A 15,515-nucleotide genomic window follows, 5' to 3' on the forward strand; every position below is an offset into this window, starting at 1 on the left:
TCTCAGTGACAACTTGCAATTTAAAGGACATCGAATAGTCCTTCTGTGTACGCTTAACGTACTGTGAATGATTGATTTCTTTCATAACGCTACTTTTTGTGTAACGCTATTTCAGGACGAGACAAAAACATCAAATAAATAACAGCCTGGTACTCACCGGGCTTTTTTTTGCGTGTTCTGTTTCTGCCAAATTTTATTAACAATACCCCTTTGCCGCAGCCAAATTAAGTACCTTTAACGGACTTTTTGAAACGCATTTTTTATGGTTCCATTTACGCATCTACACGTACATTCACAATACTCGATTCTCGATGGGGCTGCCAGTGTTCCGGCGCTGGTCAATAAAGCCAAATCAGACAATATGACCGCCCTGGCGCTTACCGATCACGGTACCATGTTCGGGGTCAAGGAATTTCATGCTACCTGCAGCAAGAGTGAAATAAAACCCATCTTGGGCTGCGAAACCTATGTGGCATCGCGTACCATTCTGGATAAAAACGACAAGGTGGACCGCTCGGGGCATCACCTTATTTTGCTGGCGAAAAATAAAATCGGTTACCGTAATCTCATCAAGTTAATTTCCGTCGCGAATACTGAGGGGTTTTACTACAAACCCCGTATCGATAAAGAGCTGTTGCAAAAGCATCGGGAAGGCTTGATTGCGTCGTCGGCTTGTTTGGGGGGCGAGATCGCGCAGCTGATCATGAACAACCAAATGAAAGATGCCGAGGAGGCAATTTTGTGGTACAAAAACTTATTTGGCGAAGATTATTACCTCGAACTGATGCGTCACCCTGCGGAGGCGCTGCAGCAGCGGCAGGAAGTGTACGACTGGCAGGTGATGGTGAACAAGCAACTGGTGGTGCTGGCAAAAAAGCTGGGCGTAAAACTTATTGCCACCAACGATATTCATTTCACCAACAAGGAAGACGCAGATGCCCACGATTTGCTGATTTGTTTGAATACCGGGAAGGATTTTGACGACCCCAACCGGATGCGTTACACCAAACAGGAGTGGTTTAAAACGCAGGCCGAAATGAATGAGCTTTTCGGTGATATTCCCGAGGCGCTGGCCAATACGCAGGAAATAGTAGATAAGATTGAAAATTTTGAGTTGAATTCTGCCCCTATTATGCCGGTTTTCCCCATTCCTGAGGAAATTGGAACGGAAGAGGAATTTGCCCAGAAATATTCGGAAGCCGATCTGCGGGAAGAATTTGGTGATTCCGCTTTTGAACGTTTGGGAGGCTACGACAAAGTGCTGCGTGTAAAGCTTGAGTCAGCCTATCTGGAACATCTTGCTTTCGAAGGAGCCAAAGAACGTTACGGCGATCCGTTGGAAAGCTCGGTGGAAGAACGTTTGACTTTCGAGCTGAATACCATTAAAGTGATGGGGTATCCGGGATACTTTCTTATCACGCAGGATTTTATCAACTGGGCAAAGGAAAACGGCGTACTCGTGGGCCCCGGACGTGGTTCTGCAGCGGGAGCAGCAGTTTCCTACTGTTGCGGAATTACCAACATCGACCCGATTAAGTACGATTTGCTTTTTGAGCGTTTCCTGAATCCCGACCGTATATCGCTACCCGACGTCGATATCGACTTCGACGACGACGGCCGGCAATTGGTGCTCAATTATGTAACCGATAAATACGGGCGCGATAAAGTGGCCCACATTTGTACCTTCGGAACCATGGCAACAAAATCGTCGATTCGGGATGTGGCCAGGGTGTTGAAACTCCCGCTTCCCGAAGCCGACCGCCTCGCAAAACTGGTGCCCGATGCGCCTAAAATGAGTTTTGCAAAAGCGTACAAGGAAAGCCCGGAACTGACGGCCGAAAAAACATCGCCGAACGAGTTGGTGGCTCAAACCATCAAATTTGCGGAAACGCTCGAAGGATCGGTGCGTCAAACCGGTGTGCATGCCTGCGGGATCCTGATCAGCCGCGACACGCTTTCCGATCATATTCCTTTAATGCCGACCAAAGATGAAGAGCATCTTTTAACGACACAGTACGACGGCCGTTTTGTAGAAGATATCGGTTTGCTGAAGATGGACTTCCTGGGTTTGAAAACACTTTCGATCATCAAGGAAACCCTCGAGAATATACGGATTTCAAAAGGAATTGAAATTGACATTAATAAAATACCACCCGACGATAAAAAAACCTTTGAACTGTTTAGTCACGGCGAAACTACCGCCATTTTCCAGTTCGAATCGGATGGAATGAAAAAGCACCTGAGGGATTTGAAACCCAACCGTTTTGAAGACCTCGTAGCAATGAACGCCTTGTATCGTCCGGGCCCAATGGAATATATCCCGGATTACATTGCCCGAAAACACGGCCGCCAGAAAGTGGAATACGATGTTCCGATGATGGAGAAATACCTGAGCGATACCTATGGTATTACCGTGTTTCAGGAACAGGTGATGTTACTCTCGCGTTTGCTGGCCGGTTTTACCCGTGGTGATTCCGATACGCTTCGTAAAGCGATGGGTAAAAAGATTATGGCGGTGATGAATAAGCTAAAGGCAAAATTTGTTGACGGATGTAAGGCCAACTTTCAGTTTGTGGATGAATGTAAAAACAGCGGGAAAAAGCCCGAAGACGTTATCGACAAAATCTGGAAAGACTGGGAAGCTTTTGCGTCGTACGCTTTTAACAAATCGCACTCGGTGTGCTATGCTTACATTGCGTATCAAACCGGTTACCTGAAAGCGCATTACCCGGCAGAGTTTATGGCGGCCAACCTTAGCCGAAACCTCAGCAATATTACCGATATTACCAAGTTGATGACGGAGTGCAAGCGCATGAAACTTAATGTTTTCGGTCCCGATGTCAACGAGAGTTTTGTAAAGTTTACAGCCAATAAAAACGGCGACATTCGTTTTGGGATGGGGGCGATTAAAGGTGTGGGTACAGGCGCCGTTCAGAACATTATTGATATGCGGGAGAAGCTGGGCGGATTTAAAACCGTTTTTGATATGGTGGAGAACGTCAACCTGCAGGCGGTAAACAAAAAGAACATTGAAGCGCTTGCAATGGCCGGCGCTTTTGATAACCTGGGCATGAAGCGCAGCGTTTTCTTTGCCGGCGAGAATGAAAACGATGATACCAATTTTATCGAGAAACTGATTCGTTACGGGAACAAGGTTCAGCAGGAAAACAACAGCGCGCAGCAAAGTCTTTTCGGTGCCTTCGATACCGGTTCGGTGGTTCAAAAACCCACGATTCCGAATGTGGAAGAATGGGCCAAGATTATTTTGCTGGAGAAAGAGAAAAACCTGATTGGTATTTACCTGACAGCCCATCCGCTGGATGACTACAAGCTTGAACTGGAAAATTTCTGTTCGAGAGAATTTTCGCTGAAAGACCTGAACAACGACATTGAAAAACTCAAAGACAAGGATCTGACTTTTGGGGGAATGGTGACGGCTTCACGCGAAGGACAGTCGAAAAACGGGAATATGTATGCCACGCTAACCTTGTCGGATTATACCGACTCGAAAGAACTCTTCTTTTTCGGGAACGACTACGTTAACTTCGGGAAGTTCTGTAAAACCGGGCTTTTCCTGATGGTCAGGGGAACGGTGAAAACCCGTTTCAACAGTAATTTCTACGAATACAAGGTAAACAGCATTGAATTGCTTTCTGATGTCCGGTCAAACTACGTAAAAAGCATCACCATTAATATGCCGGTTTCAGTAATTAGCAAAAAACTGGTACAGGATATTGATCATCTGGCAAAAGAACACAAGGGAAGCGCTTTGCTGAAGTTTGTTGTGTACGACCCCGAGAACAATATGCAATTAGAAATGTTTTCAAGAACGGCGAAGGTTGATCCGACCGACGCTTTCCTGGGCTTTTTTGACGATCAGCCCGACGTGACTTATAGAATTAATTAGTTAGTTTTGCTTCAAATTATAACAATAAATATTAAAAAGGATACATTATGGCTTTAGAAATTACAGATGCCAATTTCGAGGAATTGGTTTTGAATTCAGACAAACCGGTTATGTTGGATTTTTGGGCTGTTTGGTGTGGCCCGTGTCGTATGATTGCTCCTATCGTTGAAGAAATGGCAGGAGAATACGAAGGAAAAGCAGTAATTGGTAAAGTGGATGTGGACAGCAACCAGGATGTTGCCATGAAATACGGAATCCGTAACATCCCAACAGTTTTGTTTATTAAAAACGGTGAAGTGGTTGACAAACAAGTGGGCGCCGCTCCAAAACAGGCGTTTACAACAAAGTTGGATGCACTGCTGTAATCGGTAACGAAATAATATTCACCGGATGACCTGGCCTTGTACCATTCAGTCACCCGGTGAATTCATTTTTAAGTGAAAAACATATTCGACATAGAGCAATTTCATCAGTTCGATAACCTGGGGTTGATCGCACAGGAGGTGGTGGAAGGTTTTATAACCGGCCTTCACCGCAGCCCGTTTCACGGTTTTTCGGTAGAGTTTGCCGAACACCGGCTTTACAACCAGGGAGAATCAACCCGCCAGATCGATTGGAAGCTCTTTGCCCGCACCGATAAATTGTTTGTAAAACAATATGAAGAAGAAACCAACCTTCGCTGCCAGTTGGTGATCGATACCTCTTCGTCGATGCTTTTCCCTTATACAAAAGGCAGCAAACACCTGCACAATAAACTGGCCTTTTCGGTGTACACCGCAGCAGCGCTTATATACCTGATGCGAAAACAACGCGATGCCGTGGGGCTTACCCTTTTTTCGGATGAAATTGAGTTTCATTCCACGCCCCGGTTGTCGTCGGTAAATGCCGAGATCATGTTCAGTAAACTTTCCGAACTCATTCAGCCCGAAAATGCGCACCTTCGGAAAAATACCAATACTACACAGGTGCTTCACCAGATTGCCGAGAACATTCACAAGCGCTCGTTGGTGATCATTTTTAGCGACATGCTCGACAGTCAGAAAACCGACGAACTTTTTTCAGCGCTTCAGCATCTTCGGTACAATAAACACGAGGTGATACTTTTTCATGTCACCGATCATAGCCTTGAGCGCGAATTCGAGTTCTCGAACCGGCCACACAAATTTGTGGATCTCGAAAGCGGGCAAGTAGTGAAATTTAATCCCTGGGAAGTAAAACAGCATTATGTTTCTACGGTAAAAGCGTATTTCGACGACTTAAAAGTGAAATGTGGCCAGTACCGGATCGATTTGGCGGAAGCCGACATCAACAAAGATTTTAAAGAAGTGCTGTTTTCGTATCTCGTAAAGCGAAAGAAGCTTTTCTAGGGCAATTTCTCCTCTTTTCTTTATTTCAATATCCTTCTTACAAATTTTACTTCAATAGAGAATTGTATATCGGTGAATAAAAGTATCTTAGGGTTCTTGTAATGTTGAACAAGAATAAAAACCAAAGAACCAAAGTAAACCGATAATCATGGAAAGAAGATCATTTCTGAAAAAATCAGCGCTGGCAACCGGTGCAGTCGTTAGTGCAACCAACTTAAAAGCCGGCACTCCTTCGGCAGTTGAAAAAGACATCTACGAACTAAGGGTGTACCACCTGAAAAGCGGTGGTAGCCGCAATCAGCTCAAGAAATTCTACACCGAAGCCGTGATTCCTTTTTTGAATGAAAGAGGTGCAAAAGTGGGAGCTTTCAACGAGTACAGCAAAGAAGATCCGCCGGTAATGTACACTTTACACGCCCATAAAAGTCTGGCTGCTTATTTTGACGCCGTGCAGGACATGCGCACAGATGCAGCGTTTCTAAAAGCGGCAAAAGACTATATGAGTTTGCCGGCCGATAATCCTGTTTTTGACCGGTATGAAACCTTTTTACTGGAAGCTTTTGATGGCATTCCGCGCCTGAAGGAACCGGCTAAAAACCGCGGACTTTTCGAACTGAGAACCTACGAGAGTTACAACGAAGATGCCGGAGTGCGCAAGGTAAAAATGTTTAACGACGAGGAACTTCCGCTGTTTGAAAAAGTGGGGTTACATTCTGTATTTTTCGGACAGCATCTTGCCGGGCAATACATGCCTGCTTTAACCTATATGTTGTGGTTTGCCGACATGGAAGAACGCGAGGCCAACTGGGCAAAATTTGTCGGCAGTGCAGAGTGGAATGCCATGAAAGACAAACCTGAATATGCCAATACGGTAAGTAAGGTTAAAAAGAGATTCCTGATTCCCGCCGATTTTAGCCAGCTGTAAAAACGCTTTTCGGAAGCACGCACCGTTTTATTTCTCCAGCAGATCGGCAGGCAGAGCCAGCAGTTGGTGCTGGATGGTTTTAGCCAGGCGGTAATTCCCGGCTGAGTTCGGATGCAAGCGATCGGTCTGAGCATTCGAAAAATATCTGGTCTGGGAATCCGCCATCGGGTAAAGTCCGCTAATAGAATAAAGATCGATAAGCGGAACAGCCCATACCGATGCCGCCTGTCTTAAAACATCCACATAGTCGTTGATGTAAAGGCCCAGGTCGTTCGAGAAACTTTCTTCGGGTTGTACATTCTTTTCACTGAACCTGGCAAAACCGCGGTGAATAGGTGTCATGATCACGATTTGCTGATCGGGATAATTCTCCTTCAGAAAAGTCATTACCTAGTTGATCCGTCCGCAAAAAGTGTTGTCGTCTACCACCAATGTGCGGTATTTCCGGGTAACGGTTGTTCCGTTGTAGTTCGTTTCTTTGGCGGTTTCGCGGTAAAAACTTCCCAGGGGAGTGTTGTGGTTGTAATCGTTGGTTCCGGCAAAAATAAAAATGGCATCAATATCGCTTCCTTTTTCCAACTTTAACTTTTGCGCCTGTTGGTAAACGTCGTCCCATTCATGGCCGCTTATCCCGTATACAAAGGGTTGTATTCCCATCAGGTCGGCCAAATATTCCCAGTAAACCTGAACCGAACTGTCGCGTTTTTGGGTCATGGAGTCGCCCAGAAAAGCCACTTTTTTCCCCGACCATTCTGATTGAATTTTATTCCCCGGTGCTGTTTCTTTTTTTTGCAGAAAAGGATTCGTTGCCCATAGTTCATAGGTAGATGCGACTATTATAAGGAATACCAGAATCACTATTTTTTTCATTGTTAGATATCGTTTTTTAGTGGTTTTAAAGTTATCATAAAAATATGGGAGAACAATTGGCTGTCATAAAAACTACATAAGCGTATAGGAATAGACTACACTATTTTAATTCGTAAAAATCAGTCAATTTCGCTATATTTAGTTTTTAACTAAATAAAAATCCCCACTATGTTAGTAAAGACCTTCGGAAGCGCAGTTTTTGGAATCGATGCCACCACCATTACCATGGAAGTGGATGTTACCACCGGTATTAAATTTTTACTGGTTGGCTTGCCCGACAGTGCAGTTAAAGAAAGCCAGCAACGTATTGAATCGGCCCTTCGGCTGAACGGTTACAAATGGCCGCGGCAAAAAATCATCATAAATATGGCCCCGGCTGATATCCGTAAAGAAGGCTCTGCTTACGACCTACCGTTGGCCGCTGCAGTGTTGGCCGCTTCGGGGCAGATCGACGCTTCATTGCTTTCAAAATATGTTTTAATGGGCGAATTGTCGCTCGACGGAACCCTGCAACCCATAAGAGGAGTGTTGCCCATCGCTATTAATGCGCGGAAGGAGGGTTTCGAAGGTTTTATTCTGCCAAAAGCAAATGCACGGGAAGCCGCAGTGGTGGACACGCTGAAAGTGTACGGCGCCGAAAATATTGCGGAAGTGATCGATTTTTTGAACGGAAAACCGGTACTCGAAGAAACGGTGATTGACACCCGGGCTGAATTTTATGCGCAGGTAACCAATAATCCGCTTGATTTCTCGGATGTGAAAGGTCAGGAGAATGTGAAACGGGCGCTGGAGATCGCAGCAGCTGGCAGTCATAACATCATTTTGGTAGGTCCGCCCGGATCGGGGAAAACCATGCTGGCGAAGCGGATTCCTACGATACTTCCACCGTTTTCATTGAAAGAGGCACTTGAAACCACCAAAATACATTCGGTAGCCGGAAAGATCGACAAAGAGACTTCGCTGATGACCCGCCGACCTTTCAGATCGCCCCACCATACGATTTCGGACGTTGCTCTTGTTGGAGGGGGTAATTATCCGCAGCCGGGAGAAATTAGTTTGGCCCACAATGGCGTTTTGTTTTTGGATGAGTTGCCCGAGTTTAAGCGTACCGTGCTCGAAGTGATGCGTCAACCGCTGGAAGACCGTAATATTACGATTTCGCGTGCTAAATTTTCGGTCGAATATCCGGCGAGTTTTATGCTGGTGGCGTCGATGAATCCTTGCCCGTGCGGGTATTACAACCATCCTTCAAAAGATTGTGTCTGTGCGCCGGGCGTTGTGCAGAAATACCTCAACAAAATATCGGGGCCTTTACTCGACCGGATCGATATTCACCTGGAAGTAGTACCGGTTCCGTTTCGAAAACTGTCGGAGTTGAATGGTGCTGAAAAAAGTGAATCGGTTCGCGACAGGGTGATTGCTGCACGCAAAATTCAGGAAGAACGTTTCGCAGAACACAAAGGAGTTTATGCGAATGCACAAATGAATTCAAAACTGATCCGTGAATTTGTGGTGCTGGATGCCGAAAGCAACGACCTGATAAAAAATGCCATGGACCGCTTGGGGCTTTCCGCCCGGGCTTACGATCGTATTTTGAAAGTTTCGCGTACCATTGCCGATCTCGAAGGTTCGGAAAATGTAGAGGCTCATCATTTGTCGGAGGCCATTCATTACCGCAGTTTGGATCGTGAGAACTGGGGAGGGTGAGAAAGTTGACAGTCGCAGTTCTCAGTTAGCAGAGGAAATGAACGAAAGGGCTATCTTTGCCTCGGAACAGAACAATTTCAGCTAAAAAATTTGAGTTATGGAGCAGCCCAATAATCCACTTCACGGGAAAACACTCGAAGCCATTGTGGTGTACCTGGTTAGTTATTACGGTTGGCAAGAATTGGGAGAGATAATTCCTGTCAATTGTTTTCGAAAAGATCCAAGCATAAAGTCGAGTTTAAAGTTTTTGAGAAGAACACAGTGGGCGCGCGATAAGGTGGAGAAGTTGTATGTAGAGACCATTAAAAAGTAGTTTCCCGTTGATTTTTTCACTCAGGATGATAAAAGCGCGATGCTTTTCATTATAAACAAGTGAGATAAGAATTCCAGAAAAACATAAGTCTGCATGGTATGAATTTTGTTTTCGGGGATTCTGCTAAATCAGAAAACTATATGGCCTGTAAAAACGTATTTCATCGAATTTTTCCTTTGCTTTTGTTGTTTCTGCTGGCAGGACCGTTCGGAGGATTTTCGCAGGATACAAAACCTCCCGGAGATTCGATAAAACTTTCAATTCTGCTTGCTGAAGCGATTCTAAAAAGTGACACATTGAAAGTGGACAGCTTGCTTTCAGCCGGAGTTGATGTGAATATCGCTGCCAGCGAAGGAGTAACACCTCTGATGTACGCCGCGCAGGACGGTAATTTGTATTTTATTCGGAAACTGTTGCAGGCAGGCGCTCGTGTGAATCAAGTTCCCGACAACAAAGTAACCGCTCTGCAAAGCGCTGTTATTTCAGGGAAGAAGGAGGCTGCTGAATTGCTGATAGAGAACGGTGCTGACCTAAATTCGAGAGATCAATGGCGAAACACCCCGGTTTTAAGCGCTGCCGAAAATAATAATATTGCAATGGTGGAGATGCTCATTGGGGAAGGAGCCGATATAAACGTTGCGAATAACGATGGGAATACGGCGCTTCATTATGCTGCCGTGTTTGGAAACGATTCACTGGTTGGCCTATTAATGGATGCCGGGGCAGATGCCAATATGAAGGATTACGAAGGATTTACGCCGTTAATGGTGGCAACTTCAGAGAACTTCATTTCTACGGCCGAATTGTTGCTCAGTTACGCGACAGATCTGAATGTGGTAAATAATCAGGGGTATTCAGCGTTTACCATTGCAATTTTGAATGGGAATGTATACCTGGCAGAGCTTTTTCTGTTGAATGGTGCCGATGGGAACCTGCTTTCGCGGGAAGCAAGGGACCACTGGTATTTTTCGAAAGGAACGGGAAAATACATGCGAAAGGTATTGCGCGAATCGGATGTAAAAAGAAACCTTTCTCCTGTATTGGAAGATTTTGCAGCAGGCCTGAAACTGGGATGGATTGATCGTTACTTCACGACTGCTCTGCTACTTGGGGTTCGGGAAACAAAGTACAATTTATGGGTGCAGCTGTCTTTCGGGCTAAATCCCTTTGTGTATAGTACGCTTCGCGAATTGAACCGGAAGAAATACCAGTTTTGGGAACGCGATTACAGGCTGGCGTTGGAAGCCGATAAGTACCTTCCTTTTCATAAAAGTTACCAAGCCGAATTTGGAATTTATGCCGGGGCCGAAGCCGGGTACGATTTTGGAACTTACCGCGGGACACGCCTTCATCCGTCTTCGGATCTGAATATTCTGCCGTCTGCCGGACTATTTTGGCGGCAGGGATTTACAGAAACCAGAATCGGATACAAAAGAGATGTATTTCACAGCGGTGAATCCGGGGTGTTGGGTATTCAGGTTCATTTTTATTTTGGGAGGATGTAGTAATGAATCACGTAAAAGCAAATCAATTAAAGGGAAAGACACGGTCAAAAAAATGGATGTCGCTGATATTATTTTTGCTGCTGGCTGTTTCGTGTGAGCGAAAAATTGAATTATTTGAGTTTAACTGTGATGATTGTTACCGGGAAAAGCCGGAAACAGGCCCGCTGATTATCTACTTTTCCTTCAACCACGAAAACGATTTTGTGCTCTATACCATCTACCAGGGTAATTTCGAAGAAGGTATTGTGGAATATGCCGACACCGCCTTTTATAAGGAAGAGCAGATTGAGGTTCCGGTTGACGAATATTACTCGGTGGAAGCAAAATATGTAAGTGGTGCCGATACCATCTATGTGGTTGATGGTGATAAGTTTAACCTGAAGCGGGAGAAAAACGAATGCGACGAAAAGTGCTATTATTTTAAAGGGGGAATTATCGACGTTCGGTTAAAACAATAATTGGATTACTTTTGCGCTCCGCTTTCGTTTTTTCGATGGAGAAAAGGCAGCCACGATATGGTCCATTCGAAATAAAACCAGCGTAATACAAGTTTAACCAAATTGAAACATTAATTTTGAACATTATAGTGTTTTCAATGGTTTGAAGAACAACGTTAATTTATAACTATATGGTAGACAGAATATCAGATCCCATTGGCCGATTAATGGGGCTTCGCTATAAATCCCATCCCTGGCACGGAGTCAACATTGGAGAGAATGCGCCGGAAGTGATCACTGCTTTTATCGAAGTGGTTTCAACCGATACGGTGAAATATGAAATTGACAAAGACAGCGGCTATTTGCGTGTTGACCGTCCACAGAAATTTTCGAACGTGGTGCCAGCCTTGTACGGTTTTATTCCGCAAACCTATTGTGGTGATAAAGTGGGCGAATACTGCAACGAAAAAACAAGGAGAAAAGATATTAAAGGCGACGGAGATCCGATCGATATTTGCGTGCTAACCGAGAAAGACCTGGCACACGGTGATTTGCTAGTGACCGCCCGTCCCATCGGAGGATTCAGGATGATTGATGGTAACCAGGCCGATGATAAAATTATTGCTGTGTTAATGAATGATACGGTTTACGGGCATTTCCACGATGTTTCGGAACTACCGGAAATCGTGGTGAAGCGTCTCGAGCACTATTTCCTGACGTACAAAGACATGCCGGGAGTGGACAGCAACACCGAAATTACCACTACTTATGGCGTGGAAGAAGCACTGGAAGTGATCAAACTGTCGGTGGAAGATTACAACAACAAGTTCGCCAATCTGGGCAAACTGCTTTCGTATTAATAGAAGAGTAGTAAAAACATGATAGAAAAGTGCGGCGAAAGTTGCACTTTTTTTATGAAAGTCAATTTTTTAAAAATATCCAATGCTCAATTTTGACTGTAAAATATCGAACAAAATCCGGATAACAGGATATTGGTAATTCTACATTGGATATTCTACAGTAAAAAATTAATAACAATTCCCGGATACGAGAAAAGATCTTAACTCTCATTTTTGTCGGTGATTCCCCGAAATCATGATCGTTTTATTGCGCGTTCTGAGCCGATTGATCCTGCAATTGTTTGGCAATTCTTTTCAATGCTTTTTTCATGGCATTTTCAATGGCAGCGTAGTTGGTCATTTCCTTTCCAATGTAGATAAAAAATACAGCCAGTTGCTGATCGCCCAGTTTGGGGTAAAATTCATTTTTATGAAGACGGTAAGCTTCGCGCATCAAGCGCTTGAGGCGATTGCGGCGAACTGCCCTTTTAAAGCTCTTTTTACTCACGCTAAAAGCCGCCTGAACCGGGAACGTTGCGTTCAATTCCGTTTTCAGGTAAACCACTTTAATAGGGAACGATAAAAACGATTCGCCTTCTGCAAAAAGCTTCTCGATGGCTTTTTGGCTGCAAAGTCGTTCTTCTTTCGTAAAGGAGAAAGAAGCTCCGGTTTCTATTTCTGGTTTATTTTGCATCGAAAAATGAAAAGGCCATCAGTCAATCGACTGACAGCCTTTCAAAAATATAGATTTTTCTTTTTAATTCTTGTTGACTTTTTTAATGTACTGCTCCAACGCCATGGTCATAGATGGTGCCTGTACGGTTGGAGCTTCAATGTCGAGACGCAAACCTGCATCGCGAACTGCTTTTGCAGTGGAGGGGCCAAAGCACGCAATACGTGTGCTGTTTTGTTCAAAGTCAGGGAAGTTCTGATACAGCGACTTAATTCCTGACGGGCTGAAGAATACCAGGATATCGTACTTAATATCTGCCAAATCCGAAAGATCGGCGCTTACTGTACGATACAGGATGGCTTTGGTGTACTTGTAACCTCCTTTATCCAGCAGGGTTGGAATTTCCTGTTTGTGGATGTCGGAAAGTGGTACCAAAAAGCGTTCATTTGCATGCTTCTTCATCACATTTACCAGGTCGGCAAATTTACCATCGGCATAAAAGATCTTACGTTTCCGATACACAATGTACTTTTGAAGGTAAAATGCGGTGGCCTCCGAAATACAGAAATACTTCATGGTATCCGGAATGGTTAAGCGCAACTCTTGTGCAATTCTGAAATAATGATCAATTGCCGTACGGCTGGTGAAGATCACGGCAGTGTGATCCAGGATTTGAATTCTCGTTTGGCGGAATTCTTTTGCCGGAACACCTTCCACCTGAATGAAAGGTCGGAAATCGATTTTTAAGCCGTTTTTTTCCGCCAGCTCAAAATAAGGAGATTTTGCTGTCTGGGGCTCCGGCTGTGAAACTAAAATGCTCTTGACTTTCAATATTTTATGCTTTTAATGAAACATATCCCTTCTTATTCAACTACAACTATTTTATAAATTAAAAGCAAGGGTAAAATTTCAAGGGTACAAAGGTATAAAAAGAGATAATATATAGAAAATTGTTTCCTTAATAAAATTATTACCCCCCTTTGAAGTAATACCAGATTAAAGGCTACAATAATTCCTAAACCTGCAAAAATCAAAAATAACTTATTATCCCAGGGCGAAAAAGCAACGAGTGCAACCAGCGGCAACAGGATCAAACCCAGTGAACGGTTAAAATTATCTACATTAAAAAGATATTCACTGGTTTCGGTTTGGGTTTCAAACAACGAACCCACCGCCATGTAAATAAGTTTTTTCCCAAGAAAATATAGAAGGACACCCGCCAGTACAAAAGCAAAATAAGTAATTCCTTTTATTGAATTCGCAGGGTCGAGCAGGTTGAATGTCTGAAAAACAAAAATGGAAAATGTAATATAAAAAATGGCATCGAGACGGTAAGCTCCATGCGATGCCGGATAATTATTTTCCTGTAACATTCGCGCCGAGGTCGCATAATTGATAAGCGACAAAAAAAGATGATTGAGGTACTTAATGTACGAATAACGAATGGTTGCAAACAGCGCAATAGCAATAAACACTGCAACAACCAGCCAGTCGGTCTCCGGATTCTGTCTTTTTTGAACCGGCAAAACAATGTCGGGTGCCGAAACTTCGGCATGGGTAAGATGTTCAATGCTTCTGGGGAGAAGATAACCAGCTTCGAGGATCGGATCTTTGTATTTTGAATGATAGCTTTTAGCGACATTCGACGGGCCCGAAAATACCTTTTGTTTTTCTTGCTGACCCTGTTTCAGACTTTGGTTACCTGTCTGTATGGAGTCGGTCTGGTATGTGATCAAAGCATCCATTTTGTTCCGATGTGCAAAGATACCAATTTTTGATTTCCCAAATCACCGAATAAAGCAGGAGTGCCAACTATTATTTGTAAATTTCGGGCCTTAAGTGACTTCAGAATTTATGATTTACCTGGCACCCTTACAGGGATTTACCGACTTTGTTTACCGGAAAGTATATGCCGGAATTTTCCAGGGCGTTGATGCTTATTTTATTCCGTACATCACCGTGCAGAATGCAGCGATTTTAAAAAAGTATGAACGTGAAATTCTACCGCAGAATAATCCGCAAAATCGTGTAGTTCCTCAAATTCTGGCTAAAGATGAAGAGGAGGTCCGTTTTCTGTCTGAAATTCTGGTGCATTACGGCTACACCGAAATAAACCTGAACATGGGATGCCCGTACCCGATGGTGACCAAACGCGGGAGAGGAGCAGGACTTTTACCCGATCTGGAACAGGTGTATCGTATTTTGAATACGTATTTTGAACATTTCGACAGTGCTTTGTCGGTAAAACTGCGGGCCGGGTTGGAGTCACCCGGGGAGATTGAAAGGATCGTTCCGGTGTTAAATGAGTTTCCGTTAAAAGAAGTGATTTTGCATCCCCGGATTGCCCGTCAGCTATACAAAGGAGAAACGATCGACATGGCAGTGGATTTTGCTGCGAAGAATCTGAAGCATCCGCTGGGCTACAACGGCGATATTTTTTCGCTGGAAGATTATCATCGCAAAGCCCGTCAATTTCCGGAAATCAAAAACTGGATGGTGGGCAGGGGCGTACTGATGAATGCGTTTCTTCCTTCAGAGATAATGGGAATTCAGCTAAATGAAGATGAGAAACGTACTGCGTTGTTTCAGTTTCATCAGAAAATGCTGGAAGAATACCTCGAAACGACCGATAACCCGGGGAATGCTCTCAATAAAATGCAGCAGTTCTGGAGCTATTTTAGTTATCATTTTGAAAATCAGGCCAAAGCTTTTAAGCGGATAAAAAAATCAAAGCAGCTGGCACTTTTTAAAGCGGAGGCAGGAAGTATTATTGGCACGGAAAGGTTGTGTCGTGAATCGACATGATCAGTTAAACGAGCAGTTCTCCCGCTCGTATTTTTCCATCAGGGTCATCAGTAAAAACATTTCTTTTGCCTCTTCGTCGCTTTTGGGGGCTTCACAAATCTCAAGAAAGCGATTCAAGGCGTCCCTGTAGTCATCTTCCGTTACAATATCATAAATCATGTTTAGTC

The 15,515-nt window shown here is 44.1% G+C and carries 16 protein-coding genes; 10 read left to right on the plus strand and 6 right to left on the minus strand.

Annotation, left to right across the window (positions count from 1 at the left end; genetic code table 11):
* Positions 1–262 precede the first annotated feature (262 nt).
* From dnaE to MR764_RS00020, 4 genes are all read left to right on the plus strand, one after another.
* Positions 263–3,907 carry a DNA polymerase III subunit alpha gene (gene dnaE, locus MR764_RS00005; RefSeq protein WP_247977325.1) on the plus strand — a complete coding sequence of 1,215 codons (3,645 nt, stop codon included), beginning with the start codon at positions 263–265 and terminating at the stop codon, positions 3,905–3,907.
* Between the two features lie 47 nt (positions 3,908–3,954).
* On the plus strand, positions 3,955–4,272 hold the full coding sequence (trxA, locus tag MR764_RS00010; protein WP_247977326.1) for a thioredoxin: 318 nt from the start codon (positions 3,955–3,957) through the stop codon (positions 4,270–4,272).
* Between the two features lie 72 nt (positions 4,273–4,344).
* The gene (locus MR764_RS00015; protein ID WP_247977327.1) at positions 4,345–5,274 is read left to right on the plus strand and encodes a DUF58 domain-containing protein; all 930 of its coding nucleotides are present in this window, start codon (positions 4,345–4,347) and stop codon (positions 5,272–5,274) included.
* 148 nt (positions 5,275–5,422) lie between these two features.
* Complete coding sequence (locus MR764_RS00020; RefSeq protein ID WP_247977328.1) at positions 5,423–6,199, plus strand: NIPSNAP family protein; 777 nt, start codon at positions 5,423–5,425, stop codon at positions 6,197–6,199.
* A gap of 27 nt (positions 6,200–6,226) precedes the next feature.
* On the opposite strand, the gene MR764_RS00025 is transcribed toward MR764_RS00020, so the two are convergent.
* Together MR764_RS00025 and MR764_RS00030 are read right to left on the minus strand one after the other, a co-directional pair.
* Entirely contained in the window at positions 6,227–6,586 is a 360-nt protein-coding gene (locus MR764_RS00025; RefSeq protein ID WP_247977329.1) for an SGNH/GDSL hydrolase family protein, read from the minus strand.
* A 3-nt stretch (positions 6,587–6,589) separates the two neighbouring features.
* Positions 6,590–7,069 (minus strand): SGNH/GDSL hydrolase family protein, encoded by a 480-nt coding sequence (locus MR764_RS00030; protein WP_247977330.1) that lies wholly within the window; start codon positions 7,067–7,069, stop codon positions 6,590–6,592.
* A gap of 168 nt (positions 7,070–7,237) precedes the next feature.
* On the opposite strand from MR764_RS00030, the gene MR764_RS00035 reads away from it, so the two are divergent.
* From MR764_RS00035 to MR764_RS00055, 5 genes are all read left to right on the plus strand, one after another.
* Positions 7,238–8,776, plus strand: a complete 1,539-nt coding sequence (locus MR764_RS00035; protein ID WP_247977331.1) for a YifB family Mg chelatase-like AAA ATPase — start codon at positions 7,238–7,240, stop codon at positions 8,774–8,776.
* Between the two features lie 97 nt (positions 8,777–8,873).
* Positions 8,874–9,089, plus strand: a complete 216-nt coding sequence (locus MR764_RS00040) for a VF530 family protein (RefSeq protein ID WP_247977332.1) — start codon at positions 8,874–8,876, stop codon at positions 9,087–9,089.
* Between the two features lie 98 nt (positions 9,090–9,187).
* Positions 9,188–10,594, plus strand: a complete 1,407-nt coding sequence (locus MR764_RS00045; RefSeq protein WP_247977333.1) for an ankyrin repeat domain-containing protein — start codon at positions 9,188–9,190, stop codon at positions 10,592–10,594.
* Between the two features lie 56 nt (positions 10,595–10,650).
* Positions 10,651–11,052, plus strand: a complete 402-nt coding sequence (locus tag MR764_RS00050) for a hypothetical protein (RefSeq protein WP_247977334.1) — start codon at positions 10,651–10,653, stop codon at positions 11,050–11,052.
* A gap of 170 nt (positions 11,053–11,222) precedes the next feature.
* Positions 11,223–11,891: an inorganic pyrophosphatase gene (locus MR764_RS00055; RefSeq protein ID WP_247977335.1), complete on the plus strand. Its 669-nt coding sequence runs from the start codon at positions 11,223–11,225 to the stop codon at positions 11,889–11,891.
* Positions 11,892–12,135: 244 nt separating this feature from the next.
* Here the strand turns inward: MR764_RS00055 and rnpA are convergent, their stop codons facing one another.
* From rnpA to MR764_RS00070, 3 genes are all read right to left on the minus strand, one after another.
* Positions 12,136–12,564 carry a ribonuclease P protein component gene (gene rnpA, locus MR764_RS00060; protein ID WP_247977336.1) on the minus strand — a complete coding sequence of 143 codons (429 nt, stop codon included), beginning with the start codon at positions 12,562–12,564 and terminating at the stop codon, positions 12,136–12,138.
* Between the two features lie 63 nt (positions 12,565–12,627).
* Positions 12,628–13,374, minus strand: coding sequence for a uroporphyrinogen-III synthase (locus MR764_RS00065; RefSeq protein ID WP_247977337.1), 747 nt, complete (start codon positions 13,372–13,374; stop codon positions 12,628–12,630).
* 32 nt (positions 13,375–13,406) lie between these two features.
* On the minus strand, positions 13,407–14,288 hold the full coding sequence (locus MR764_RS00070; RefSeq protein WP_247977338.1) for a DUF4271 domain-containing protein: 882 nt from the start codon (positions 14,286–14,288) through the stop codon (positions 13,407–13,409).
* Between the two features lie 94 nt (positions 14,289–14,382).
* On the opposite strand from MR764_RS00070, the gene MR764_RS00075 reads away from it, so the two are divergent.
* The gene (locus tag MR764_RS00075) at positions 14,383–15,348 is read left to right on the plus strand and encodes a tRNA-dihydrouridine synthase family protein (protein ID WP_247977339.1); all 966 of its coding nucleotides are present in this window, start codon (positions 14,383–14,385) and stop codon (positions 15,346–15,348) included.
* On the opposite strand, the gene MR764_RS00080 is transcribed toward MR764_RS00075, so the two are convergent.
* Positions 15,349–15,507: a hypothetical protein gene (locus tag MR764_RS00080; RefSeq protein WP_247977340.1), complete on the minus strand. Its 159-nt coding sequence runs from the start codon at positions 15,505–15,507 to the stop codon at positions 15,349–15,351.
* Positions 15,508–15,515 lie beyond the last annotated feature (8 nt).

The organism is Maribellus sp. YY47 (genome assembly GCF_023111095.1).
Classification (GTDB): Bacteria; Bacteroidota; Bacteroidia; order Bacteroidales; family Prolixibacteraceae; genus Draconibacterium.